Annotated in this window: 21 protein-coding genes, 2 tRNA genes and 1 pseudogene; 6 read left to right on the forward strand and 18 right to left on the reverse strand. The window is 67.6% G+C overall.

Annotated features, from left to right (window positions below; translation table 11 throughout):
• Positions 1 to 9 precede the first annotated feature (9 nt).
• Positions 10 to 1,593, reverse strand: coding sequence for a bifunctional aminoglycoside phosphotransferase/ATP-binding protein (locus ULB03_RS03455; protein WP_322483767.1), 1,584 nt, complete (start codon positions 1,591 to 1,593; stop codon positions 10 to 12).
• Positions 1,594 to 2,016: 423 nt separating this feature from the next.
• Between ULB03_RS03455 and ULB03_RS03460 the strand changes: the two genes are divergently transcribed.
• The gene (locus ULB03_RS03460; protein ID WP_322481900.1) at positions 2,017 to 2,553 is read left to right on the forward strand and encodes an acyloxyacyl hydrolase; all 537 of its coding nucleotides are present in this window, start codon (positions 2,017 to 2,019) and stop codon (positions 2,551 to 2,553) included.
• A 187-nt stretch (positions 2,554 to 2,740) separates the two neighbouring features.
• On the opposite strand, the gene ULB03_RS03465 is transcribed toward ULB03_RS03460, so the two are convergent.
• From ULB03_RS03465 to miaA, 12 genes are all read right to left on the reverse strand, one after another.
• Positions 2,741 to 2,816: transfer RNA gene (locus ULB03_RS03465), tRNA-Lys, on the reverse strand.
• A 269-nt stretch (positions 2,817 to 3,085) separates the two neighbouring features.
• Positions 3,086 to 3,161: transfer RNA gene (locus ULB03_RS03470), tRNA-Lys, on the reverse strand.
• 141 nt (positions 3,162 to 3,302) lie between these two features.
• Positions 3,303 to 4,457 carry a rod shape-determining protein RodA gene (gene rodA / locus ULB03_RS03475; RefSeq protein ID WP_322481901.1) on the reverse strand — a complete coding sequence of 385 codons (1,155 nt, stop codon included), beginning with the start codon at positions 4,455 to 4,457 and terminating at the stop codon, positions 3,303 to 3,305.
• Positions 4,454 to 6,427 (reverse strand): penicillin-binding protein 2, encoded by a 1,974-nt coding sequence (mrdA, locus tag ULB03_RS03480; protein WP_322481902.1) that lies wholly within the window; start codon positions 6,425 to 6,427, stop codon positions 4,454 to 4,456. Before mrdA ends, rodA begins: the two co-directional genes overlap by 4 nt.
• Before the next feature lie 158 nt (positions 6,428 to 6,585).
• Positions 6,586 to 7,095, reverse strand: a complete 510-nt coding sequence (mreD, locus tag ULB03_RS03485) for a rod shape-determining protein MreD (protein WP_322481903.1) — start codon at positions 7,093 to 7,095, stop codon at positions 6,586 to 6,588.
• Between the two features lie 8 nt (positions 7,096 to 7,103).
• Positions 7,104 to 8,021 carry a rod shape-determining protein MreC gene (mreC, locus tag ULB03_RS03490; protein WP_322481904.1) on the reverse strand — a complete coding sequence of 306 codons (918 nt, stop codon included), beginning with the start codon at positions 8,019 to 8,021 and terminating at the stop codon, positions 7,104 to 7,106.
• 75 nt (positions 8,022 to 8,096) lie between these two features.
• Entirely contained in the window at positions 8,097 to 9,161 is a 1,065-nt protein-coding gene (locus ULB03_RS03495; protein ID WP_416211135.1) for a rod shape-determining protein, read from the reverse strand.
• A gap of 316 nt (positions 9,162 to 9,477) precedes the next feature.
• A complete protein-coding gene (locus tag ULB03_RS03500) occupies positions 9,478 to 11,034 on the reverse strand; it encodes a 2-isopropylmalate synthase (protein WP_322481906.1) in 1,557 nt (518 codons plus the stop codon).
• A 281-nt stretch (positions 11,035 to 11,315) separates the two neighbouring features.
• Complete coding sequence (ilvC, locus tag ULB03_RS03505; RefSeq protein ID WP_145735680.1) at positions 11,316 to 12,335, reverse strand: ketol-acid reductoisomerase; 1,020 nt, start codon at positions 12,333 to 12,335, stop codon at positions 11,316 to 11,318.
• A 97-nt stretch (positions 12,336 to 12,432) separates the two neighbouring features.
• A complete protein-coding gene (gene ilvN, locus ULB03_RS03510; RefSeq protein WP_322481907.1) occupies positions 12,433 to 12,963 on the reverse strand; it encodes an acetolactate synthase small subunit in 531 nt (176 codons plus the stop codon).
• 55 nt (positions 12,964 to 13,018) lie between these two features.
• On the reverse strand, positions 13,019 to 14,794 hold the full coding sequence (locus tag ULB03_RS03515; protein ID WP_322481908.1) for an acetolactate synthase 3 large subunit: 1,776 nt from the start codon (positions 14,792 to 14,794) through the stop codon (positions 13,019 to 13,021).
• A 130-nt stretch (positions 14,795 to 14,924) separates the two neighbouring features.
• The gene (miaA, locus tag ULB03_RS03520; RefSeq protein ID WP_322481909.1) at positions 14,925 to 15,860 is read right to left on the reverse strand and encodes a tRNA (adenosine(37)-N6)-dimethylallyltransferase MiaA; all 936 of its coding nucleotides are present in this window, start codon (positions 15,858 to 15,860) and stop codon (positions 14,925 to 14,927) included.
• A 153-nt stretch (positions 15,861 to 16,013) separates the two neighbouring features.
• On the opposite strand from miaA, the gene serB reads away from it, so the two are divergent.
• Entirely contained in the window at positions 16,014 to 16,934 is a 921-nt protein-coding gene (serB, locus tag ULB03_RS03525; protein WP_322481910.1) for a phosphoserine phosphatase SerB, read from the forward strand.
• A gap of 42 nt (positions 16,935 to 16,976) precedes the next feature.
• Here the strand turns inward: serB and ULB03_RS03530 are convergent, their stop codons facing one another.
• Complete coding sequence (locus ULB03_RS03530) at positions 16,977 to 17,345, reverse strand: darcynin family protein (RefSeq protein WP_322481911.1); 369 nt, start codon at positions 17,343 to 17,345, stop codon at positions 16,977 to 16,979.
• A 75-nt stretch (positions 17,346 to 17,420) separates the two neighbouring features.
• Between ULB03_RS03530 and ULB03_RS03535 the strand changes: the two genes are divergently transcribed.
• Positions 17,421 to 18,023, forward strand: a complete 603-nt coding sequence (locus ULB03_RS03535; RefSeq protein WP_322481912.1) for a TetR/AcrR family transcriptional regulator — start codon at positions 17,421 to 17,423, stop codon at positions 18,021 to 18,023.
• A gap of 11 nt (positions 18,024 to 18,034) precedes the next feature.
• Here the strand turns inward: ULB03_RS03535 and ULB03_RS03540 are convergent.
• Positions 18,035 to 19,261, reverse strand: a pseudogene (locus ULB03_RS03540) (Do family serine endopeptidase); the annotation flags it as partial.
• A gap of 72 nt (positions 19,262 to 19,333) precedes the next feature.
• Between ULB03_RS03540 and ULB03_RS03545 the strand changes: the two are divergent.
• On the forward strand, positions 19,334 to 19,687 hold the full coding sequence (locus tag ULB03_RS03545; RefSeq protein ID WP_322483827.1) for a hypothetical protein: 354 nt from the start codon (positions 19,334 to 19,336) through the stop codon (positions 19,685 to 19,687).
• A gap of 101 nt (positions 19,688 to 19,788) precedes the next feature.
• Here ULB03_RS03545 and ULB03_RS03550 read toward each other — a convergent pair whose 3' ends face one another.
• From ULB03_RS03550 to hflK, 3 genes are read right to left on the reverse strand one after another with little or no spacing between them, the layout of a single operon-like run.
• Positions 19,789 to 19,974, reverse strand: coding sequence for a DUF2065 domain-containing protein (locus ULB03_RS03550; RefSeq protein WP_322481913.1), 186 nt, complete (start codon positions 19,972 to 19,974; stop codon positions 19,789 to 19,791).
• A 31-nt stretch (positions 19,975 to 20,005) separates the two neighbouring features.
• Positions 20,006 to 20,896, reverse strand: coding sequence for a protease modulator HflC (gene hflC, locus ULB03_RS03555; protein WP_322481914.1), 891 nt, complete (start codon positions 20,894 to 20,896; stop codon positions 20,006 to 20,008).
• Positions 20,897 to 20,911: 15 nt separating this feature from the next.
• Positions 20,912 to 22,048 (reverse strand): FtsH protease activity modulator HflK, encoded by a 1,137-nt coding sequence (hflK, locus tag ULB03_RS03560; protein ID WP_322481915.1) that lies wholly within the window; start codon positions 22,046 to 22,048, stop codon positions 20,912 to 20,914.
• 473 nt (positions 22,049 to 22,521) lie between these two features.
• On the opposite strand from hflK, the gene apbC reads away from it, so the two are divergent.
• Both apbC and ULB03_RS03570 read left to right on the forward strand, forming a co-directional pair.
• On the forward strand, positions 22,522 to 23,640 hold the full coding sequence (gene apbC / locus ULB03_RS03565) for an iron-sulfur cluster carrier protein ApbC (RefSeq protein WP_322483768.1): 1,119 nt from the start codon (positions 22,522 to 22,524) through the stop codon (positions 23,638 to 23,640).
• 167 nt (positions 23,641 to 23,807) lie between these two features.
• Positions 23,808 to 24,110 carry a hypothetical protein gene (locus tag ULB03_RS03570; protein WP_322481916.1) on the forward strand — a complete coding sequence of 101 codons (303 nt, stop codon included), beginning with the start codon at positions 23,808 to 23,810 and terminating at the stop codon, positions 24,108 to 24,110.
• The last annotated feature ends 137 nt before the right edge of the window (positions 24,111 to 24,247 follow it).

Raw genomic sequence — 24,247 nt, forward strand, 5'->3', positions numbered from 1 at the left:
GCCGGCGGCTCAGGCGTCCGGCCGCCAGGGCTCCGGCCGGGTCAGTTGGCTCAGCAGCCGGCGGGCCACGTCGGCGGCGGATCCCAGGACGGACAGGATGTCCCAGCGCATCTCCCCCAGGCCGCGCCCGCCCCGTTCGCCCTTGGGCCGCCCCTCATCGGTGGCCTGCTGCTGGTTCAGCACCAGCCAGAGGCCCAGGAAGGGCACGGGCGCCGCGTGGGCCACGGCCTCGATGTCGGCGCGCTGGTCGGGACGGGCATAGACGGCGTCGGCCACCACGGCATGGCCGGCCTCCAGCACCAGGCCGGCGCGGCCCGTCATCTCACCATAGACGCGGGCCGTCACCGCCTCGCTATAGCCGGACGCGGCCAGGGCCCCCTCCTCCGGCGCATCCAGCAGGCGGCGGCGCAGGGACTCGGACTGCAGGATGACGGCACCGGGGATGGGTCCGATCTCCGGCGCCAGCATGCGGGCCAGGGTGGACTTGCCCGTGCCGGGCAGGCCGCCGATGGCGATCAGCCGGGGTGCCCGCGGACTCAGGGCGGACAAGGCCAAATCCAGATAGGCCGCCGCCTCCCGGCGGAAGGAGGCGCCCGCCCCCACCGGCCGGCGGGCGGCGGCGGTGCTGGCCGTCATGTGGGCGCGGATGGCCGCGCACAGGCTGATGAACAGCGGCAGCAAGGCCAGGCCGGCGAAGTCCCCGGTCTGCTCCAGATACCGGTTCAGCACCAGGTTGGCGAAGGGCCGCAGGCGCCGATGCTCCAGATCCATCAGCAGGTAGGCCAGGTCGTGGAAGACGTCGATGACCGCAGGCCCGCCGCCGCCGGCCACCTCGCCCTCCGGCCCGCCGGCCTCGTCCAGCAGGATGGCGGCGCCGAACAGGGTCGGCTGGTCACCCCAGACACAGATGTTGCCCAGTTGCAGGTCGCCATGGCAGGGCCGGACATAGCCGGAGCGTCGGCGCCGTTCGATCAGCCATTCCTGGCGGGTGACCGCCGCCATCAGCCCCCCTTCAAGCCGGTCCAGCGCCGGGGGCTCGAACAGGTCGGGATGCCGCCGCAGGGCGCCCAGCGCGCCCGCCACCGCCGCCCGCACCGCCTCGACCCCGCCGGCCGGGGCGCGGCCCGGCCGGTCGGGGGTTTCGTCATGGGCGCTTTCATGCAGGGCGGCCACGGCATCGGCCACGGCGCGCATGCCGTCGCGGGTCAGCAGCCCCGCCTCCGCCTGACGGTCGAACAGGCCGGATTCGGCGAAGCGGCGCATGACCACCACCCAGTCCACCGCCGCGGCATCGGCGCCCGGGCCCGCCGGGGCCAGCACCAGCCGGCCATGGGCGCCCGGCACCACGGCCAGCACCCCCTCATACAGGCCAGGGGCGGTACGGCGGTTGACCGCGACCTCGGCCAGGGCCACCCGCCGGCGGCGGTCGGACGTGGATAGATCCAGGTGGGGGAAGTGGACCGCGCGCCGGATTTTATAGGCGCGGTCGCCCGCCAGGAAGATCAAGGCGCCATCGGTGTCGATTCGCTCCACCGCCAAACCCTGATGGGTCGCCGGATCGCCCAGCAGGGCAATCGTGGCGGCCTGGTCCATGGAGGACAAGATCGCGGGCGCCGGACACAGATCCATGAGCCAATTTTAACGATGTTTTATGACAGGCCGACGTGCGGCGGCCGTCCCATTTGCAGACGGCGGAGCGATTACCCCCACCCACCCCTGCCTTGCGTCGTATGCCCCTGACAATGATGGGGCGACGAAACCATATAAGCTCCGGGCAATGCGCCTATGCGGCGCCTCTTCATGAAATTGTAACCCGCCGGACCTATCAAGTGCGGCGACGGTATCAAGGGTAGAGCCTTGCGCGTGTGTAGCCTTTCCGGCTGGACGCCCTTTTGTCGCATATGCGCAACAGTTGGCGGCTATGCGAGGCAAAAGGTAGCGGTCACCGCTTTGCCCGTTGAGTTGCCTGCTTCGTTCGGGAATCATCCTGGAAACTTCTTATTAAGGATCACGGTCGTGCTACGGCGTCTTCTCAAGTCCACGGTATTGGCGTTGGGGCTGGTTTCAGTCGCGGCGCCGGCTTTCGCCGAGGACACCCCCAGCTTCCTCAGCCTCGGCATCGGTGAGTACGACGTGCTGCGGACCGGGCCGAAGCACAACACGACCGACTATCGCATCGAGTATCGTCCCAGCACCGCGCTGTTCTCCAGCAGCTGGATCCGCATCAGCCCCTGGGTGGGCGGTGAGTTCACCGGCCAGGGCGGCGCCTACGGTGTCGGTGGCATCCTGTTCGACATTCCGCTGGGCAGCTCCTTCGACTTCACGCCGAACTTCGGCGTCGGCGTCTATGGCACCGGCAGCGGCAAGAACCTGGGCAGCTGGGTGGAATTCCGCTCCACCGCCGAAATCTCGTACAAGTTCGAGAACCAGAGCCGCTTGGGCCTGTCCTTCGGCCACATCTCGAACGCCGGCATCGGCGAGGTGAACCCCGGTTCCGAGATCGTGACCCTGTACTATCACATCCCCACCAGCTGGCTGTTCGGCGGCTGGTAAGCCGGCCTAAGCCCCCCAGGGCTGAGATGACTGGCTGAAGATGATTAAGGGCGCCTCCGGGCGCCCTTTTCGTTTTGGCGTTATGGCTCCCGCCGGCCAAGCGACACAGCCAGCGCATGCGAAAGCGCCCGACGTCCAAGGGGACCGGGCGACCAGAACCAGCATTGTCAGGGAGATTTAAGAGGAGTGGTGGGTGTACAAGGACTCGAACCTTGGGCCCGCTGATTAAGAGTCAGCTGCTCTACCAACTGAGCTATACACCCGCCCCTCAAGAGCCGCCGCCGAGGCGCCGGCCGCCGGGTCTTACGTCCCGGTGAGGGCCGCTTTGTAGCGTTCCGGCGCGACCTTGTCGACAGAAAAATGACAGCAAAACCGCATTACCGGCCAACCGCCGGGAATGGCACCCATGCGACGCATGACACACGCCGGGCACAGAAAATCGATTGATAAAACAGGTGGTTAGGAAGCGACGGCAAGCGCAGGCGTCTCGGCCTGGCATCCAACGGCATGTCGCATTTTCAAGGAAGAGGAGTGGTGGGTGTACAAGGACTCGAACCTTGGGCCCGCTGATTAAGAGTCAGCTGCTCTACCAACTGAGCTATACACCCGCCCCTCAAGGACCGCCGCCGGAGCGGCGGTCATCCGCGCTGTGTCGCGGTGAGGGCGGTTTCATACGGCGATAGGCGGTGCTTGTCGACAGAAAAATGCAGGGGCGCTCCCGCATGGCGCCCTTGCAGGAACAGGGGGCGTCAGAAATCGCTCATGCCGCGGCGGGACATGCGCACGTCGCGGTGAACATGCACGCACAACAGCAGGCCGAAGCCGGTCATGACCGTCAGCGCCGACGACCCGCCGTAGGAGATCAGCGGCAGGGGCACGCCCACGACGGGGATCAGGCCCATGACCATGGCGATGTTGATGAACATGTAGAGGAACAGGTTCACCGTCAGCCCCATGGCCACCAGCCGGCCATACTGGTGCCGGCAGCGCATGGCGATGACATAGCCGTAGACCAGCAGCAGGGTATAGAGGACCAGGAAGACCAGGGCCCCCACCATGCCCATCTCCTCCGCCAGCATGGTGAAGATGAAGTCCGTCTGCTTTTCCGGCAGGAAGTTCAGATGGCTTTGCGACCCCATGAGGAAGCCCTTGCCGAACATGCCGCCGGAGCCCAAGGCGATCTTGGACTGCATGATGTGGTAGCCATGGCCCAGGGGGTCGTTCTCGGGGTTCAGGAAGGTGTTCACGCGGTTCTTTTGATAGTCGTGCATGAAGTGCCAGATGACCGGGATGGCGGCCAGCACGCTGCCGATGACCAGCGCGAACTTCCACAGCCGCACGCCCACCAGCCAGAAGATGGCGCCCGACACCATCAGCAACATGAGCGAGGTGCCCAGGTTGGGTTGCAGCAGCACCAGGCAGACCGGCGCCACGATCATGATCAAGGCCGGGATGAGGAAGGTGATGCGGCCCGTATCCTCCAGCGAGGCCCCGTGGAAATAGCGCGCCAGCGCCATCACCAGCGTCACCTTCATCAACTCCGACGGCTGCAACTGCATGAAGCCCAGGTCGATCCAGCGCTGGGCCCCCATGCCGACATGGCCCATCACCTCCACCACGATCAGCAGGAAGAAGGCGATGCCATAGAGGAAGTAGGAGAACTTCAGCCAGATGCGGATGTCGATCAGCGCCACGACCAGCATGATCACGGCACCCACGGCGAAGCGCATGATCTGGCGCGTGGCCCAGGGGTCGAAATTGCCGTTGGCGGCCGAATAGAGCATGGCGAAGCCGATGCAGGCCACGGCGGTGATCAGCAGCACCAGGCTCCAACTGATCTGGCCCAGCTTCTCGCTGAGGCTCATGTTGGATTGGGGGTCGAGCCCCATGTCGAGGTTCATCATCGCGGGGTCCCTTCCCCTGGCGCGGCCGGGGCGCTGGTGACCCGGGTCAGGGTCGGGGCGGCGGGTTGGGCGGGAGAGGCAGGCGCATCGCCTGCCGCCGCGTCAGACGCCGGGGTGGGGCCGGCATCGGCCTGCTGGGCCCGCGCGGCCTCCATCAACTGGATTTCCAACAGCAGATCACGGGCGATGGGGGCCGCGACCGAGCTGCCGCCCACGCCGTGCTCGACGATGACGGCGCAGGCATACCGGGGCGCCTGCACCGGCGCGAAGGCGATGAACAGGGCGTTGTCGCGATCCTTCCACGGCCGCTCGGCCTTCAGCAGGCCGGCGTTGCGCTCCGCCATGGTGATGCGCTTGACCTGGGCGGTACCGGACTTGCCGCCCATCTCCATCCCGGGCTGGGTGATGCGGGCGGCATAGGCCGTGCCGCCGGCGGAGGTCACCCCGGCCATGCCGGCCAGGATGCGCTGGATGAACTCCGGCTTCACGCCGATGTCGGGCCAGGTCGTCTGCTCGGTGTATTCCTGCTCCACCGCCTTGGTCAGGTGGGGCTTCACCGCCTTGCCGCCGCTGGCCAGGCGGGCGCACATCACCGCCAATTGGATGGGCGTGGCCGTGACATAGCCCTGGCCAATGGCGACGCTCAACGTTTCGCCATCGTACCAATTTTCCTTATAGGTCCGGCGCTTCCACTTGGTGTCGGGAATGATGCCGTTCTTCTCGCCCGGCAGGTCCAGGTCGGTCCGCTCACCCAAGCCGAAGCGGCGGGCCATGTCGGCGATGCGGTCCACACCGATACGCCGCGCCAGGTCATAGAAATAGACGTCGCACGACATGCGGATGGCGTCGTGCATGTCGACGGAGCCGTGGCCGCCCTTCTTGTAGCAGTGGAAGGTGTGGCCGCCGAAATCGTAGTGCCCCGGGCAGAAGACCCGGTGGGTGGGGTCCACGCCGGCCTCCAGCCCCGCCAGCGCGGTCATGGGCTTGAAGGTGGACCCGGGGGCGTAATGGCCCGCCACCACCTTGTTGGTCAGGGGCGAGGCCTCGTTCTTGATCAGGCTGTCGTACAGGTCCTGCGGGATCCCCATGGCGAACTGGTTGGGATCGAAGCTGGGATGGGAGGCCAGCGCCAGCACGCCCCCCGTCTGCACGTCCAGCAACACGGCGGCGGCGCTCTCATGCTCCGCCAGGCGCTGCTGGGCGTAGTACTGCAGCTTGGCATCGATGGTCAGGGTCACCTGGTGCCCCGGCTGGCCGTCGTTGCGCGCCAGTTCGCGCACGACGCGGCCCACGGCGTTGACCTCCAACTGGCTGGTGCCGGCCGTGCCGCGCAGGGCCAGATCGTGCTTGCGCTCGATACCGCTCTTGCCGATGCGGAACCCCGGCAGGGACAGCAGGGGATCGCGCGCGTTCTGCAACTCCTGCTCCGACACCACGCCGACATAGCCCAGGATGTGGGCCGCCTGTTCCCCGAAGGGGTAGGAGCGCACCTGCCCCACCTCGATGGACACACCGGGCAGGTCGGGCAGGTTGACCTCGATGGCCGACACCTGGTCCCAGGTCAGGTTCTCCCGCAGGGTCACCGGCGCGAAGGAGCGCAAGCGGTCGACATCGCGCAGGATGCGGCGGCGGTCAGCGTCGGTCAGCGGCAGCAGCTTGACCACCTTGTCCAGCGTCTCGTCCACGTCGTCGGTGCGTTCGGACACCAGGACGGCGCGGAAGTTCTGCTCGTTCACCGCCAGGGGCACACCGGCACGGTCGACGATGATGCCGCGCGACGGCGCCAGCAGGCGCAGGGAGATGCGGTTGTCCTCCGCCAGCGTGGTGTAGTGGTCGCCTTCCAGGATTTGCAGGTAATAGAGGCGCGCCACCAGGGCGGACAAGGCGCCGGCCTTGAGCCCACCCAGCACCAGGGTGCGGCGGTTCATGACGCGCTGGCGTTCGGCGTCCCTATCGATCGCGTTGAACATCGTAAGTTTTTACCCCCTCAGACGCCGGGCGCCCGCATCCGCGGGCTTGGGCTTCCTCGGTTTCAAGTCCACTTCGTTCCCCGGAAACCTCCGGCGGACGCAATCGCGTCCTACAACGGCGTGAGAAATGCCTCATGCCGTTGGCATTTCGCTCCAGGTCAGCTCAGCAGGCTGCGGTGCAGCTTGCTGAAGCACCAGGCCGGAACCGGGAACAGCACGATAGCCAGCAGCGCCTGGGCCACCACGTTGCCCGGCGCCACCAGATGCACCGTCATCAGGCTGTAGGCCACCCACTGCACGGCACCGGCCCCCACCGCCACCAGGGCGAACCCCAGCCAGAGGAACCAGAAGGAGTTCCCCAGGAAATAGCGCCGCTGCGTCAGCACCAACCAGTAGGACAGCACATAGACCAGCGCGCTCATCCCCAGCGGCGATCCGCCCAGCAGATCCTGCAACACCCCTATGCCGAAGGCCATATAGGGCTTCAGCAGGTCGGGGCGATAGATCGCCCAGTAGTAGATGGCCATCAAGGTGAGGGGCGGCGCCACGAAGGAGTAGTCGGGCAACTGCAGGGGCATCATGCCCACCAGCATGGCCGCCACCGTGGTGCTGAACGGCACCGAGTTTCGACCGGCCTGGTCCAGCCGTTGCCAGATGCCAGCCGCCATGGCGGGCGTCACTGCATCGCGCCGGGCTGGGCTGCCTCGGCCGCCAGTCCGCCGGGGATACCGAAATCGACCAGCTGCACGTATTCGATGCGCGACAGGTCGACGATAGGGGTCACCCGGGTCTCGCCGTCATGGGTGGTGGCGACGACGCCCACCGGCAGGCCGGCGGGGAACAGGCCGCCGTGGCCGGAGGTGAACACCCGTTCGCCCACCGTTGGCTCCACGCCGCGGGGAATGTACATCAGGCGCGGCTGGTCGGAGTTGTCACCCGACAGCATGGCCCGCTGCCGGGTGGTTTCCAGCACCACCGGAATGCGGGCGTTCAGGTCGGTGACCAGCAGGATGCGGGACGACCACTCGCCCACCTGCACCACACGGCCGATGACGCCCTGCCCGGCCATGGCGGCCTGGCCACGGCGCACGCCGTCCCGCTGGCCGGCCATCACCACCAGGGTACGGACGAAGGCGCCGCCGGGGTCGGCGATGACGCGGGCGGTAATGTAGGAGGCGGCGGGGTCGGGCTTGTAGGCCAGCAGACCGCGCAAGGAGTTGTTCTCCGCCTCCAGGCGCAGGGCCGTCTGCTGCCACTGGCGCAGACGCTCGTTATCCTCGCGCAGGCGCTGGTTCTCCGCATAGACGGAAACCAGCTGGCGTCCCGACTCCAGCACGCTGGCGACGGCGCCGGCGGGGCGGGCGATGAAACCCAGGATGGGCGCGAAGGCGTCGGTGACGCGGGCGCGGGCGGCATCGATAAACACGGGGTCGGCGCGCGTCATCATCATCAGCCCGATGGCGGCGAGCACCATCAGCATGAATGAGAATCGCTGTAGCAGCGCCCGCATGGGTGCTGCGATCCTGAGCGCGGTGCCACCGCTGCGCGTCTTCACAGGCAGTCCCCGTCCGCTACAGGGGGCCCGGGATTCCATCCGGTTCAGAACCGATCCCGGCCCACCCTACAAAAACAAAGCCTGCCGCCCATTTGGGCAGCCGAAGGCCCCTGGTCAATACATGCTGATCAGCACGTTGCGCAGGGTCTTCATTTCTTCCAGCGCCCGGCCCGTGCCCAGCGCCACGCAGGACAGGGGATCGTCGGCGATCGACACCGGCAGCCCCGTGGCGTGACGCAGCACAAAGTCCAGGTTGGACAGCAGCGCGCCACCACCGGTCAGCACGATGCCCTTGTCCACGATGTCAGCGGCCAGTTCGGGCGCCGTGTGTTCCAGCGCGACCTTCACCGCCTCGATGATCTGGCTCACCGGCTCGGCCAGGCTTTCGGCGATCTGGCGTTCGCTGATGATGAGTTCCTTGGGCACGCCGTTCATCAGGTCGCGGCCCTTTATCTCCATCACCCGGCCCTCGCCGTCTTCCGGCGGGCAGGCGGAACCGATTTCCTTCTTGATGCGCTCGGCCGAGCCTTCGCCCACCAGAAGGTTATGGTTGCGCCGGATGTAGCCGATGATGGCCTCGTCCATCTTGTCGCCGCCCACGCGCACGGAGCGGGAATAGACGATGCCGCCCAGCGACAGGACGGCCACCTCGGTGGTGCCGCCACCGATGTCCACCACCATGCTGCCCGTCGGCTCGGTCACCGGCAGGCCGGCGCCGATGGCGGCGGCCATGGGTTCTTCGATCAGGAAGACGCGGCGCGCGCCGGCGGCCTCGGCCGATTCCTGGATGGCCCGGCGCTCAACGGCGGTCGAGCCCGACGGCACGCAGATGATGACCTGCGGACTGGCGAAGCTGCGGCGGTTGTGAACCTTGCGGATGAAATGCTTGATCATTTCTTCCGCGACCTCGAAATCGGCGATGACACCATCGCGCAACGGACGGATGGCCTGAATGTTGCCCGGCGTGCGGCCCAGCATCAGCTTGGCCTCGTCACCGACGGCCAAGACCTGCTTTTTGCCGCGGACGTTCGCAATCGCGACCACGGACGGTTCGTTCAGGACAATACCGCGACCCTTGACGTAGACCAGTGTATTGGCCGTGCCGAGGTCGATCGCCATATCGACGGAGAAAATGCCAAGCAAGTTCGTAGGACATCGGTTAGTGGGTTGCGGGAAGATGGCCCTGCGAACCGTGGTTTCCCCTGGGAAACGACCATCGCACCGCCACAGGGGTTGCATAGAACAGAATCGCTAGGCCGCTCAAGCCCAGAAAGGCTTTGGCGGCGATTTTATCGCCGCGGCGCGGAACGTCTGCGAACCCGACGGACTCCGGGAAGCGCTTCCGACACGGCCGGGCAGCCTGCCCGCTCAACCGGGCCCAGGACTCAACCTTGGGGGGCGCAGGCGGTGGCGGGCACCGCCCAATACCACCGCACATCGCCAGACTCGGGATTACACCGTTAACCGAACCGCGGGGTCAACCGTTCCCCGTGCCTCAGGCGCTGATCGCGGCTGGCGCGGTCTTCTGACGCTTCACCAGCAGCTTGTTCAACGCATGCAGGTAGGCGCGGCAGGTGGCGACCAGGGTGTCGGCATCAGCCCCCTGCCCGTTCACGGTCTTGCCCCCCTCCTCCAGGCGCACGGTCACCTCCGCCTGGGCATCGGTGCCGGCGGTCACGGCATGCACCTGGTACAGCTGTAACCGGGCGTCGTGGGGGAAGACCAGCTTGATGGCGTTGAACACGGCATCCACCGGGCCGTTGCCGAAGCTGACCACCGGCGGCACGGCCTCGCCCCCCACCGTCACCTCCAGCACCGCATGCTGGGGCCCGCGGGAACCCGCGACCACCTGCAGCGAGACGAACTGGATATGGTCGTGCTGGCGACCCACCTCGTCATCGATGAGGGCGATGATGTCCTCGTCGAACACATCCTTCTTGCGGTCGGCCAAATCCTTGAAACGACGGAACGCCTCGTTCACGGCGTTGTCGCCCATGTCGTCGTAGCCCAGCTCCTTCAGCTTGGCGCGGAAGGCGGCGCGGCCGGAATGCTTGCCCATCACCAGGGTGGAGCGGTTCAGGCCCACCGATTCCGGGGTCATGATCTCATAGGTGCCGGCGTGCTTCAGCATGCCGTCCTGATGGATGCCGGACTCATGGGCGAAAGCGTTGGCGCCGACGATGGCCTTGTTGGGCTGCACCACGAAGCCGGTGATGGTGGACACTAGGCGCGAGGCGCGGGTGATGGCTTCGGTCTTGATGCCCGTCTTGTAGGGCAGATAGTCGGCGCGGGTGCGCAGGGCCATCACGATCTCTTCCAGGGCGGCGTTGCCCGCGCGCTCCCCCAGGCCGTTGATGGTGCATTCTACCTGGCGGGCGCCGCCGGCGACCCCGGCCAGCGAGTTGGCCACGGCCAGGCCCAGGTCGTTGTGGCAGTGGACGGAGAAGATGGCCTGGTCGCTGTTGGGCGTCTTCTCGCGCACCGCGCGGATCAGCGCGCCGTATTCCTCCGGCACGGCATAGCCCACGGTGTCGGGGATGTTGATGGTGGTGGCGCCGGCCTTGATGGCGGTTTCCACGGAGCGGCAGAGGAAGTCCAGCTCGGTGCGGGAGCCATCCTCGGCCGACCATTCCACGTCCTCGACATGGTTGCGGGCCAGGGTGACGCTGTCCCAGATGGCCTGGACCACGGCGTCCGGCTCCATCTGCAGCTTGTACTTCATGTGCAGCGGGCTGGTGGAGATGAAGGTGTGGATGCGCTGGCGCGCCGCCCCCTTCAGCGCTTCGGCCGCGCGTTCGATGTCGTTGCGGTGGGCGCGGGCCAGGCCGGCAATGGTGGCGTTGCGCACCACCCGCCCCACTTCCCGCACGGCCTCGAAGTCCCCGTTGGAGGCGGCGGGGAAGCCGGCCTCGATCACGTCCACGCCCATCTCCTCCAGCGTCTGGGCGATGCGGATCTTCTCTTCCAGGTTCATGGAGGCGCCGGGCGACTGCTCGCCGTCGCGCAAGGTGGTGTCGAAGATGACGACGCGGTCGGAAGACGGATGGGTCATGGCGAAAAATCCTGCGCTGCCGTCCCGGCCATGCCGGCGGGACGGGTATTGAGACTGACGACGAGCCAAGCCGGATCGACTTGATCTACGCCCCAATCGGGCCGGTGGCAACGGCCAACGGGCGTTTTGTTGCCGCAAGACAGATCCCTTGGAAAGGAATGCATCGGTTGCGGCCCGCCCGCGAAAAGAAAAAGGCCGGCGCGTCGGCACCGGCCTCTTCCTTTTCCCTCAGTCGGCGGACGCGGTCGCGTCCCCGTCGCTTTGCTCCAGGCCTGAACCGCTTAGTTGCGGCTCTTGTCCACCAGCTTGTTGCTGGCGATCCAGGGCATCATGGCGCGCAGCTTGCCGCCCACTTCCTCGATCGGGTGCTCAGCCTCACGGCGGCGGGTGGCCTTGAAGCTGGGCAGGCCGGCCTTGTTCTCCAACATCCAGTCGCGGGTGAAGCGGCCGGACTGGATGTCGTCCAGCACGCGCTTCATCTCGGCCTTGGTCTCGGAGGTGACGATGCGGGGGCCGGTGACGTAGTCGCCGTACTCGGCGGTGTTGGAGATGGAGTAGCGCATGTTGGCGATGCCGCCCTCGTAGATCAGGTCCACGATCAGCTTCACCTCGTGCAGGCACTCGAAATAGGCCATCTCGGGGGCGTAGCCCGCCTCGACCAGGGTCTCGAAGCCGGCCTGGATCAGCTTGGTCAGGCCGCCGCACAGCACGGCCTGCTCACCGAACAGGTCGGTCTCGCACTCTTCCTTGAAGGTGGTCTCGATGATGCCCGAGCGACCGCCGCCCACGGCGGAGGCGTAGGACAGCGCCACTTCCAGGGCGTTGCCCGAGGCGTTCTGGTGCACGGCCACCAGGCAGGGGACGCCGCCGCCCTTCTGGTATTCGCCGCGCACGGTGTGGCCGGGACCCTTGGGCGCGATCATGAACACGTCCAGGTCCGGCCGCGGCTCGATCAGGCGGAAGTGCACGTTCAGGCCGTGGCCGAAGGCGATGGCGGCGCCCTGGCGCAGGTTGGCGGCCAGCTCGTCACGGTACAGGTCGGCCTGCAGCTCGTCCGGGGTCAGGATCATGACGACGTCGGCCCAGGCGGCAGCCTCAGCCGGGGTGACAACCTTGAAGCCGGCGCCTTCGGCCTTCTTGGTCGTGGCCGAGCCGGCGCGCAGCGCCACCACGATGTCCTTCACCCCGCTGTCGCGCAGGTTCTGGGCGTGGGCGTGGCCCTGGCTGCCGTAACCGATGATGGCAACCTTCTTGCCCTTGATCAGGTTAACGTCGGCATCACGATCATAATAAACGCGCATGGGTCTAAGCCTTTTGTTGGTTGCGCCCGCCAACCCTTGGGGGCGCGCGCTCATGGAGTGTCGCCTTCCCGGGGGAAGGCGGTTTGGAAAAAACCGGTCAGATGCCGCCGGGGCCGCGGGACATGGCCACCACGCCGGTGCGCGACACGCCCACCAGGCCCAGTTCGGCCATCAGGCCGATGAAGCGATCCAGCTCCTCCCCCTGCCCCGTGATCTCGAACACGAAGCTGGTGATGGTGGCGTCCACCACCCGGGCCTTGAACACATCGGCCAGGCGCAGGGCCTCCACCCGCTTCTCGCCGGTGCCGGCCACCTTGACCAGCGCCGTCTCACGCTCGACGAAGGGGCCTTCCATCGTCAGGTCGTGCACCCGGTGCACCGGCACCAGGCGGCCCAGCTGCGCCTTGATCTGCTCGATGATCATGGGCGTGCCGGTGGTGACGATGGTGATGCGCGACAGGGTGGCGTCGCGGTCGACCTCCGCCACCGTCAGGCTTTCGATGTTGTAGCCACGGCCGGAGAACAGGCCGATGACGCGGGCCAGCACGCCCGGCTCGTTATCCACCAGGATGGAGATGGTGTGGCGTTCGATGGCGGGCGGGGCGGACGGGACAGGACGGGCGGTCAAGATAGGCTCCGGTCAGGCAGGGCGGTGAAGGGGGCGGCGGCGGAACGGAAGGCGCTCATACCAGCACCATGCCGTCCTCCGGCGTCGCGTTCTCCACCTTCTCGTCCGGGCCCAACAGCATCTCGTTGTGGGCGCGGCCGCCGGGGATCATGGGGAAGCAGTTTTCCTTCTGGTCCACGCACATGTCGACGATGACCGGGCGCTTCACCTTGATCATCTCGGCGATGACGTCGTCCACCTGGCCGACCTCCGTGGCGCGCAGGCCCACGCCGCCGAAGGCGTCGGCCAGCTTCACGAAGTCGGGCAGCGCCTCGGAATAGCTTTCCGAATAGCGCCCGCCGTGCAGCAGCTCCTGCCACTGGCGGACCATGCCCATGTACTGGTTGTTCAGAATGAAGACCTTGACCGGCAGGCGATACTGCAGGGCGGTCGCCATTTCCTGGATGTTCATCAGGATGCTGGCCTCGCCCGCCACGTCGATGCACAGGGCGTCGGGATGGGCCACCTGGGCGCCGATGGCGGCCGGCAGGCCATAGCCCATGGTGCCGAGGCCGCCGGAGGTCATCCAGTGGTTGGGCTTGTCGAAGGGCAGGAACTGGGCGGCCCACATCTGGTGCTGGCCGACCTCGGTCGTGATGAAGACGTCATCGCGGCCGGAGATGGCGGCGCGCAGGCGCTCCAGCGCGAACTGCGGCTTGATCACCTTGCTGGTCTTCTCGTACCGCAGGCAATCGCGGGCCCGCCAGAACTCGATCTGCTCCCACCACTGGGCCAGGGCCGCCTTGTCCGGCTGCTTGCCGCGCGCCTTCCAGATGCGGATCATGTCTTCCAGCACATGGGCGGCGTCGCCGACGATGGGCACGTCCACGCGCACGTTCTTGTTGATGCTGGACGGGTCGATGTCGACGTGGATCTTGACCGAGTTGGGCGCGAACTCTGAAACCTTGCCGGTCACGCGGTCATCGAAGCGGGCGCCGATGCAGACCATGACGTCGCAGCCGTGCATGGCGAGGTTGGCCTCGTACGTGCCGTGCATGCCCAGCATGCCCAGCCACTGCCGGTCGGATGCGGGATAAGCACCAAGGCCCATCAGGGTGGTGGTGCAGGGATAGCCCGTCATGCGCACGAACTGCGTCAGCAGCTGGCTGGCCACGGGGCCGGCGTTGATGACGCCGCCGCCGACATAGAAGATGGGCCGCTTGGCCTTGGCCAACAGGTCGATGGCCTCTTCCACCCGGTTCAGGTCCGGCTTCACCTGGGGACGATAGCTCTTGGGCATGCTGTCGGCGGGGGAGCGGTAGGTCCCTTCCGCGAACTGCACGTCCTTGGGGATGTCGATGACCACGGGGCCCGGGCGGCCGTTCTTGGCCACGTAGAACGCCTCGTGCAGGGTGCGCGCCAGGTTGTTGACGTCCTTCACCAGGTAATTGTGCTTGGTGCAGGGACGGGTGATGCCCGTGGTGTCGCATTCCTGGAAGGCGTCGTTGCCGATCAGGTGCGTGGCGACCTGGCCGGACAGGCAGACGATGGGAATGCTGTCCATCAGCGCGTCGGCCAAGCCGGTGACGGCATTGGTGGCGCCGGGGCCGCTGGTGACCAGCACGACACCGACCTTGCCCGTGGACCGGGCATAGCCTTCCGCCGCATGCAGTGCCGCCTGTTCATGGCGGACCAGGATGTGACGGATGTCGTTCTGCTGGAAAAGCGCGTCGTAGATGGGAAGTACCGCGCCGCCCGGATAGCCGAAAATGACCTCTACGCCCTGGTCCCGCAACGCCTTCAGGACGATGTCGGCACCGGTCAGACTGGTCTCGCTCGTGGCAGCACTCATTTCCCAAAAATCCTGGTTTCTAGTCGCCCCGTCGCCCCCGCTCACCGGGGCCGCTTGGGAACACCAATAGCCCCCTTCGCAAACGCGAAAGCCGGGCGGATCGGGACCCTAGACGGAACCGTACCCAGGGTCAACCGCTTTTGCGAATTATCGCAAAGATTTCACCCAGTAGACTTTCGATTAATTTCTCATAACCGGTATGCGTTGGACTGAAACCGGGATCAACCCGGCGGGCGTCAGGCATCTGATGGCGGAACCAGGTGGTCTGACGCTTGGCATAGTTGCGGGTGTGCCGCTGCGCCAGGGCCACCGCCGCCTCTAGGTCCAGGGCGCCGGCCAGGTGGGCGGCCAGCTCCGGCACCCCCAGCGCCTTCATGGCCGGCAGATCCGGATCCAGACCCAAGGCCAGCAGGGCCCGCACCTCGTCCAGCGCGCCCTGCCCCATCATGGCCAGGAAGCGGGCGTCGCCGTTGGCATACAGCCGGTCGCGTGGCGGATCGACGATAAGGGTGTGGAAGGCCAGGTCGGCCGGCGCGGTGGCCGCCGCGGCGCGCTGCCAGTCGCCCAGGGTGCGGCCGGTGCCCACCACCACCTCCCACGCCCGCACCAGGCGCTGGGTATCGCCGGGGGCCAACCGGGCCGCCGCCTGCGGATCGCGGGCCGCCAGGTCCTGATGAAAGGCGGGACCGCCCAGCTTGGCATGCAGCGCCTTGGCCCGCTCCCGCACCGAGTCTTCAATGGCGGGGATGTCGGCGATGCCGGCCATGAGGGTGCGCAGGTACAGGCCGGTGCCGCCCACCAGGATGGGCCGCTCCGCCGCCCGCACCTCCGCCAGCGCCAGGTCCCGCCAATGCGCGGCGGACATGCGCTGGGAGGGCGGCACCGTGCCGTAAAGGCGGTGGGGGGCTTGCGCCCGATCCTCCGCCCCCGGCTGGGCGGTCAGCAGCGCCAGCCCCTGATAAATCTGCATGCTGTCGGCGTTGATGACGGTGCCGCCCAGGCGCACCGCCAGGTCCAGGGCCAGGCGCGACTTGCCCGAGGCCGTGGGCCCGCCGATGACCACCACCAGCTTGCGCGCCGCGTCCGGTCCATCCGTGGCAGTGTCCGCATTGCCATCCGTGCTGATCGCAGGGGCCGGATGCCCGACTGCGTCTTGCCTGCCGGCCCCGCCCCCCGTATCAAGACCAGCGGAAGCCCCCTCAAACCCTTCGGACATGCCATGACCCATGTGGTGACCCTGATCGCCGGCGCCCCCCTGACATCGGGAGAGGCCGCGGCGACGACGCTGGACGATAGCATGGTCCGCGCGGCGCGCGCCGCCCTGCAAGCGCTGGGGGCGGAAACCAGCGCGCCCGACTGGCTGGCGCCGGGGCGGGCCTGCGACATCGCCTTCGCCGGCCTGCATCCCGACCAGGCCCAGGCCGCCTGCGCCCAGGCGCTGCTGGGCCAGCCGGTGGACGCCATCACCCAAGAGTCGGCGGGACGGCGCAAGGCGGTGCTGGTGGCCGACATGGAATCGACCATCATCCACCAGGAGATGCTGGACGAGCTGGGCGCCCTGATCGGCCAGCGCGACACCATCGCCGGGATCACCCGCCGGGCCATGAACGGCGAGATCGACTTCAAGGGCGCCCTGCGGGAGCGCGTGGCCCTGTTGGCCGGCATGGACGCCACGGTGATCGAGGAGCTGAAGGGCATCGTCACCCTGATGCCGGGCGCCCAGTCCCTGGTGGCCACCATGCGCAAGCACGGGGCCCATTGCGCCCTGGTCTCCGGCGGCTTCAAGCCCTTCACCGCCCATGTCCGCGCCCTGCTGGGCTTCGATGAGGACCAGGCCAACGACCTGGTCATCCAGGACGGCAAGCTGACCGGCCAGCCGGTGGAACCCATCCTGGACAAGGACGCCAAGGCGGCCGCGCTGACGCGCATCTGCGCCCAGCGGCGCGTGGCCCTGTCCGCCGCCGTCACCGTGGGCGACGGCGCCAACGACCTGCCCATGCTGCTGGCCGCCGGCCTGGGCATCGCCTTCCACGCCAAGCCGGCGGTGGCCGCCGCCGCCCGGGCCAAGGTCGACCATGGCGACCTGACGGCCCTGCTGTACGCCCAGGGCTACCGCGAGGCGGAGATCGTGGCCGGCTGACGCCGGCCATTGATCCCCAGGCCCTCCGGCTACGCCGCCCGGTCACGCCGCCAGCGGCGCCCGGCCGTAGTTCTTGGCGTAGGCGTTCTCAACCCCCGCCAAAATATCGACGATCTGGAAGTAGCGGTCCCAGAACGGCGTCTCCCGCAGGGCCTCCACCAGAAGCTGGTAGGCCTCATGGCTGCGGGCATCCCACACCCAGATGTCGGTGACGTTGGTTGAGTAAAACTCCACATCATAGAACCGCATGCGCGCATCGTCCTTGTAGCGGGTGACGATGGGCTGTAGATGGCGCGCCAACTCCTGGAAACGCTCATCAATAGGCATGCCTAGCCATTCGGGCATGGTCTTGACCAGCATGAAAACGGTGATGGCCGGCTCAAAGTTTTCCTTGGTGATCTCGGAAGTCATTTGGTTTTTCCTTGCACTGGGTTGCGATGGCGGCAGTATGGAGCGAACGCTCCTTTCGCCCTACTCGCATCCCCCATGAGCAAGACACCCAACCTGAAGCCCCGGAAATCCCCCACCCAGGCACGCGCGGCCGAAACGGTCCGCATCATCCTGGAGGCGGCGGCTCGCATTTTGGAGGCGCGCGGCCTGGCGGGCTTCAACACCAACGCGGTGGCGGAGCGGGCGGGCGTCAGCGTCGGGTCGCTCTATCAGTACTTCCCCGGCAAGGACGCGTTGACCGCCGCCCTGATCCAGCGGGACGGCGAGGTGCTGCGGGAGGAGATGGCCGCCGCCGCCCGCCTGCCGGCAGCCCGGGCCGCCCTGTCGGGCATGATCGCCGCCGCCGTGGGCCACCAGTTGCGCCGCCCCATCCTGGCACGCCTCCTGGATATCGAGGAAAGCCGCCTGCCCCTGGGCGAGCAGCAGGATGAGAAGACGAAGGAATTGCAGGATCTGCTGGGCCAGGTGCTGGCCGGCGTCGACCTGCCCGCCGGGGTGTCCGCGGACACGGCCGGGGCCGACCTGTTCGCCATCGTGCGCGGCATGGTGGACCATGCCGGCAGCCGGGGCGAAGTGGACGCGCCCGACCTTCAGCATCGGGTCGAGCGCGCCGTGTTCGGGTATCTGGGACTGGCCTGACGGCCGTCCGGTTATTCCAGCGGCAGGGCCACGAACAGCAGGTCGCCCGCCCGTTCCACCAGCAGCAGCACCGCCTTCTGGCCGTTATCCTTGGCCTTGGCCACGCGCACAGCCACGTCGTTGGGGGTGTTGACCTCTTCCTGGCCCACCTCGACGATCAGGTCGCCGGCCTTCAGCTCACGCTTGGCGGCGGGGCTGTTGGGGGCGACGCGCACGACGGCCACGCCCTGGGCGTCATCCCGCACGCTGTATTTCTGCCGAACCTTGGGGCTCAGCGCGTCCAGGGTCAGGCCCACGCTGTCGATGCTGCCCTCGGCTTCGGCGGGGCCGGCATTGCTGGTGGCGGCGGCCACCGCCCCGGCATCGGTATCTTCCTTCAGCTCACCCAGCGACACCGTGACGTTGATCTTGCCGCCCTTGCGCAGCACCACCAGCGCCGCCCTGTGGCCCACCGGCTCCTCCGCCACGATGCGGGGCAGCATGCGGCCGTTGGTGACGTCCTTGCCGTCGATGCTGACGATGACGTCGCCTTGGCGAAGGCCGGCCTGCTCACCGGGGCCGCCGGGGCTGACCACCGCCACCAGGGCGCCGCGCTGCTGCTTCAGCTTCAGGGTTTCGGCGATGTCGGGCGTCACGTCCTGGATCTGCACGCCCAGCCAGCCGCGCCGCACCTTGCCGGTGTCGCGCAACTGCTGCACCACGTTCTTGATCACCACCGCCGGAATGGCGAAGCCGATGCCGACGGAGCCCGCCTCCCCATCATTCGCCTGGGGGGAGAAGATGGCGGTGTTCATGCCGATGACCTCGCCATTGAGGTTGATCAGCGGGCCGCCGGAATTGCCGAGGTTGATGGAGGCGTCGGTCTGCAGGAAGTCGTCGTATTTGCCGGCGCCGATGTCGCGGCCACGGGCGGAGATGATGCCGGCCGTGACCGTGCCGCCGAGACCGAAGGGGTTGCCGATGGCCACCACCCAGTCACCGACCTTCAGCGCGTCGCTGTTGCCCCATACCATGGCGGGCAGCTTGGATGCCGGCTCCACCTTCAGCAGGGCGATGTCGGTGGCCTTGTCGGTGCCCACCAGCGTCGCCTTCATCTGGGTGTCGTCCTGCAGGCGGACGGTGATCTCGTCCGCCCCCTCGATGACGTGGTTGTTGGTCACGACATAGCCGGACGGGTCGATGATGAAGCCCGAGCCCAGCGAGGTGGCCTGCCCGCCCTTGTCATCCCCGCCGCCCTGGTCGTTCTCCTTCTGCCGCTCCTGATAGTCGCGGAAGAAGTCGCCGAAGGGGGAGCCGGGGGGAACTCCGGCATGGGCAACTGGCCCTGCTTCTTGTTCTTCACCGTCTGGCTGGTGGAGATGTTCACCACCGCCGGCAGCATCTTCTCCACCAGGGGCGCGAAGCTGTGCGGCGGCGGCTCCGCCCGCGCGGGGGCCGGATCGCCGCAGGCCGTGGGCAACAACAGCACGCCCAACACCATCAGCGACCGGCGCAGGGCCGAAAACGGGCGGGCGGCGCCCTTCTTCGGGGAGACGGCCATCGGCGAGGGTGCGGCAAAGGCGGGAGACGTCACTGTCGGGCCACTCCTGGCAGGGGGACGCCTCGGGATCGGCATCCACCCATCATCATTTCATTTTCCCACTAAGGGGCCATTTTCCCGCTAGAGGGTCATCGCCCCACTATAGGGGGGCGATGTCGCGCCTGTTAAGGGGGATGGCTCGTGATATCGCAAGGGGATAAGACGGCACCCCGCCGAATCCCCGGCTCAGCGGCGCGCCAGCCACACCAGGGCGACGCCGACGCACGCCCCCGCCAGCCCGGCCCAGCGCAGGCGTTCCGGCGGCGTCTCCGCCATGCGGCCCGCCAAGCGGCGCATGGTCACCGGCAGCAGGGCGTAGCACACGCCCTCCAGCACCAGGGCCAGCGCCGCCCCCGTCATCAAGTCGTTCAAGCCGTTAGCCCCCGTCTTCCCACGTCTCGGCCTACTTCTCGGCCCGCTTGCGCTCCGCCGTTCCGCCCGCCCCCAGGTACTTGAAGAAGTCGGCGCCGGGCGAGAGCACCAGGGTGGTGTCGTCCGGCTTCAGCGTGTCGCGGTAGGCCTGGAGGCTGCGATAGAAGCTGTAGAATTCGGGATTGCGGCTGATCGCCTCATTCATGATGCGAATCGCCTGGTTGTCGCCCTCGCCCCGGGTGATCTGGGCCTGGCGCTGAGCCTCGGCCAGCAGCACGGTGCGGTCGCGGTCGGCCCGGCTCTTGATCTGCTGCGACAGTTCCTGGCCCTGGGCGCGGGCCTCCGCCGCCTCACGCTCGCGTTCGGAGCGCATGCGGGCGAACACCGCCTGGCTGGTCTGTTCCGGCAGGTCGGCCCGGCGTAGGCGCACGTCCACGATCTCGATGCCCAGCCGCTGCGCCTCCTGGTTCACCTGGGCCTTGATGTCGGCCATGACCTTCTCACGCTCCTGCGACAGCACCGCCGGCAGGTTGACGTTACCCAGGACGCGGCGCATGGCCGAGTTCACGATGACCGACAGGCGCAGCCGGGCCTGCTGCTCATTGCCCAGGGTCTGGAAGAACATCAGCGGGTCGGCGATGCGATAGCGGGCGTAGGCGTCCACCTCCAACCGCTTCTGGTCGGCCAGGATGGCGCTTTCCACCGGCGGGTCGATATCCAGCACCCGGCGGTCCAGCACCACCACGTTCTGCAACATGAAGGGCCATTTCATATACAGCCCCGGCTCGCGGATGACGCGCTTGGGCTCACCGAACTGCAAGACCAGCGCCTGTTGCGTCTGGTTGAGGGTGAAGAAGGTGCTCTGCAGCACGATGGCCAACAGCACGAGCACGCCCAGGGGGACGATCCAACGTTTTTCCATGATCCGTCCCTCCCCTTAATTGCCGGCCGCGGTGGACGCGCCGGACGACGATGCCGGCGGGTTGGCCGGCGGGGCGGCCGGGTGCGCCGGCGGCTTCAGCATGTCGTTCAGGGGCAGGTAGGGCACGGCGCCGCCGCCGGCCTTGTCATCCAGCAGGATCTTGTGGGTGCCCTTCAGGATCTGCTCCATGGTTTCGATGTACAGGCGCCGGCTGGCGGCGTCGGGGGCCTGGGCATAGGCCTCCAGCACCTGCTGGAAGCGCTTGGCGTCACCCTGGGCCAGGTCCACCACCTGGTCGCGGTAGGCCTGCGCCTCCTGGTTCAGGCGCTCCGCCTCGCCCCGCGCGCGGGGGATGATGTCGTTGCGGTAGGTCTCCGCCTCGTTGCGCAGGCGTTCGCGGTCCTGGCGGGCGCGCTGCACGTCGTTGAACGCCTCCACCACCGCCGGCGGCGGCTCCACCCGCTGCAACTGCACCTGGGTGATCTCAATGCCCGCCTGGTACTGGTCCAGGATGGTCTGCAGCAACTGGCGGCTGTCGTTCTCGATGCGCTGGCGGGCGTCGGTCAGGGCGGGCTGGATCTCGGTGCGGCCGATGATCTCGCGCATGGCGCTTTCCGCCACCTTCTTCACCGTCTCTTCCGGCTCACGGATGTTGAACAGGAACTTGGCCGGGTCCTTGATGACCCAGAACACGGCGAAGTCGATGTCGACGATGTTCTCATCGCCGGTCAGCATGGTGCTTTCGTCGGCCACGTCGCGGTCGCTGACGCTGCGCCGGCCGTCGCCCTGGCTGCGGTAGCCGATCTCGATCCGGTTCACGCGGGTGACCTGGGGCAGCAGCACCTGCTCAATGGGCGCCGGCAGGTGATAGCGCAAGCCCGGCTGTTCCACCCGCACCGGCTTGCCGAAGCGCAGGACCACGCCCTGCTCATCGGCCGCGACCCGGTAGATGCCGGTCAGCCCCCACAGGACCACCGCCGCCGCCACGCCGACACCGACGATGCGGCCGCTGCTCCAATTGTTCAGGTTGAAGGAACCGCCGGCAGGCGCGCCGCCGCGCGGCCGTCCCCCATTGCCCCCTCCTGAGCCGCGCCCGGTACCACCACCGTTGCCGCCCAGCAGCACGCGCAGGCGCTCACCACCCTGGCGCACTGCGTCCTCCAGCCCCGGCTGCGGCCGCGAACCCGGCTTGCCGCCGGGTTTGGACGCGCCGGAGGTGCCGCCGGCGACACCGGGGCTCTGGCCCCAGGGGTTGTGGGGGAACCGCCGGACGGGGACGTGCCCTTGTCCGGTTGTCTGTGGGGACCCGCGTCCTTGCCGGGATCATCCCCCGGTCCGTCGCCCGACCCGTTGCCGGATCCGTTGTTGCCGCCGTTTGACCCTTGATTGGACCAGGGCATGTTCGCCTTTCCTGTCCCCGTGATCTGATTATTCCGGTGCCCGTACCCATATGAGGGGCACCCAGACAGAGGGCGACAGTGGCCGAGCGGCCACCATGGGCGGCCATCTCTCCCCCTGGGCTTCCCCCCATTCGGGCGGCACCGTATATAGTCGGGCAGTCGCAGGGAAGCCCGACACGGGCGATATGACCCCCCGCCCCCCACTTTACAAGATGAAGGCGTTTGATCATGGCGGTTACCGAGTCCCAGGTGTTGGAGGCCCTTCGGCAGGTGGCGGATCCCGACCGCGGATCTGACATCGTCAGCCTCAAGATGGTTTCCGGCGTCGCGGTGAAGGACGGCCATGTCCACTTCACGCTGGAGGTCGACCCGGCGCGCGGCGCCGCGCTGGAGCCCCTGCGCCAGGCGGCGGAGAAGGCGGTGGACCGGCTGGCGGGCGTGCTGTCCGTCACGGCGGTGCTGACCGCCCATCGCCCTGTCCCCAAGGCCGTCAGCGGCGGCGCCCCCGGCACCGGCGCGCCCGGTGCGGGCAAGCCCGCCAAGGCCGGCGTTCCCGGCGTGGGCGCCATCATCGCCGTCGCCTCGGGCAAAGGGGGCGTGGGCAAGTCCACCACCTCCACCAACCTGGCGCTGGCCATGGCCGCCAACGGCCTGAAGGTGGGCCTGCTGGACGCCGACATCTACGGCCCCTCCATGCCCCGCATGATGGGCCTGAGCGGCAAGCCCGACAGCGCCGACGGCAAGCGCCTGGACCCGCTGGTCAATTACGGCATCAAGGTCATGTCCATGGGCTTCCTGGTGGCCGAGGACACGCCCATGATCTGGCGCGGCCCCATGGTGATGAGCGCCCTGACCCAGATGCTGCGCGACGTGAACTGGGGTGAGCTGGACGTGCTGGTGGTCGACATGCCGCCGGGCACGGGCGACGCCCAGCTGACCATGGCGCAGAGCGTGCCGCTGGCCGGCGCCGTCATAGTCTCCACCCCGCAGGACATCGCCCTGCTGGATGCGCGCAAGGGCCTGAACATGTTCCGCCGCGTGGACGTGCCCGTCCTCGGCATCATCGAGAACATGAGCTATTTCTGCTGCCCCAACTGCGGCCACCGCAGCGACATCTTCAGCCATGGCGGCGCCCGCGCCGAGGCGGACAAGCTGGGCATCGACTTCCTGGGCGAGGTGCCGCTGGACATCGCCATCCGCGAGACCAGCGACGCCGGCACGCCCATCACCATCCAGCAGCCGGACGGCGTGCACGCCCAGACCTACCGCGCCATCGCCAAGCGGGTGGCGGAGAAGATCAAGGCCGGCGGCGGCCGTGCCGCCCCGCGCTTCGTGATCGAATAAACCTATCACCCGATAGCCAAGTCCTTGGAAAAACGGCGGTACGCGGTCGCAACATTCCGCATCGAACCCGAAATCGACGTTCTGTTGCGTCAATTCGCCGTCCGCTGTTTTTTCCTTTCCATTGCCGGGGGCGCATGATACATAAAGTTCCGTGTAGCGGAGCTAGAGTGGACATCATGCGTCAGGTCGATACGGTTCAGGTTGCGTATGCGTTCCGGAACGGGGCCCATTCCTTCCAGGTGGAGGATCCGGCCACGGGTGCCATCGCGGTAGCCCACGGCGTTCCCGAAATCGCGTACGAGCAGGTGACCCGTACCCTGTCCGAGCGGGCGACCGGCCTGTCCGGTCGTCGCGTGGTGGCGCGACCCGCCCTGCCCTTCGACGATTTCTTCAACTGGCTGCGCCAGAACCCCATCGCCAGCGTCGCTGGCGCCCCGGTGAAGGTCGAGTTCGCCTGGGAACTGCGCTGACCGGTTCAACGTTCGGACGGCCCCGCTGGCCGCCCCAGTGAGAGTACCGCCCGCAAATCCGGGAAAACACCGGACGGGCGAACAGGGATAGAGGAAACACCAAGCCTGCGTGGCCCCCCAACGGGCCGAAGCGAAAC

This window comes from Nitrospirillum goiasense, from assembly GCF_034427435.1.
In the GTDB taxonomy this organism is placed as follows: Bacteria; Pseudomonadota; Alphaproteobacteria; order Azospirillales; family Azospirillaceae; genus Nitrospirillum.

Bases quoted from the DNA above. Each gene is read 5' to 3' on its own strand.
- ULB03_RS03545 (WP_322483827.1), top strand. From the start codon at position 19,334: ATGGGCAACTGGCCCTGCTTCTTGTTCTTCACCGTCTGGCTGGTGGAG.
- mreC (WP_322481904.1), bottom strand. From the start codon at position 8,021: ATGGAATCCCGGGCCCCCTGTAGCGGACGGGGACTGCCTGTGAAGACG.
- mreD (WP_322481903.1), bottom strand. From the start codon at position 7,095: ATGGCGGCTGGCATCTGGCAACGGCTGGACCAGGCCGGTCGAAACTCG.
- hflC (WP_322481914.1), bottom strand. From the start codon at position 20,896: ATGGAAAAACGTTGGATCGTCCCCCTGGGCGTGCTCGTGCTGTTGGCC.
- mrdA (WP_322481902.1), bottom strand. From the start codon at position 6,427: ATGTTCAACGCGATCGATAGGGACGCCGAACGCCAGCGCGTCATGAAC.
- ULB03_RS03530 (WP_322481911.1), bottom strand. From the start codon at position 17,345: ATGACTTCCGAGATCACCAAGGAAAACTTTGAGCCGGCCATCACCGTT.
- ULB03_RS03455 (WP_322483767.1), bottom strand. From the start codon at position 1,593: ATGGACCAGGCCGCCACGATTGCCCTGCTGGGCGATCCGGCGACCCAT.
- ULB03_RS03535 (WP_322481912.1), top strand. From the start codon at position 17,421: ATGAGCAAGACACCCAACCTGAAGCCCCGGAAATCCCCCACCCAGGCA.
- ULB03_RS03500 (WP_322481906.1), bottom strand. From the start codon at position 11,034: ATGACCCATCCGTCTTCCGACCGCGTCGTCATCTTCGACACCACCTTG.
- ULB03_RS03515 (WP_322481908.1), bottom strand. From the start codon at position 14,794: ATGAGTGCTGCCACGAGCGAGACCAGTCTGACCGGTGCCGACATCGTC.
- rodA (WP_322481901.1), bottom strand. From the start codon at position 4,457: ATGATGAACCTCGACATGGGGCTCGACCCCCAATCCAACATGAGCCTC.
- ilvC (WP_145735680.1), bottom strand. From the start codon at position 12,335: ATGCGCGTTTATTATGATCGTGATGCCGACGTTAACCTGATCAAGGGC.
- serB (WP_322481910.1), top strand. From the start codon at position 16,014: ATGACCCATGTGGTGACCCTGATCGCCGGCGCCCCCCTGACATCGGGA.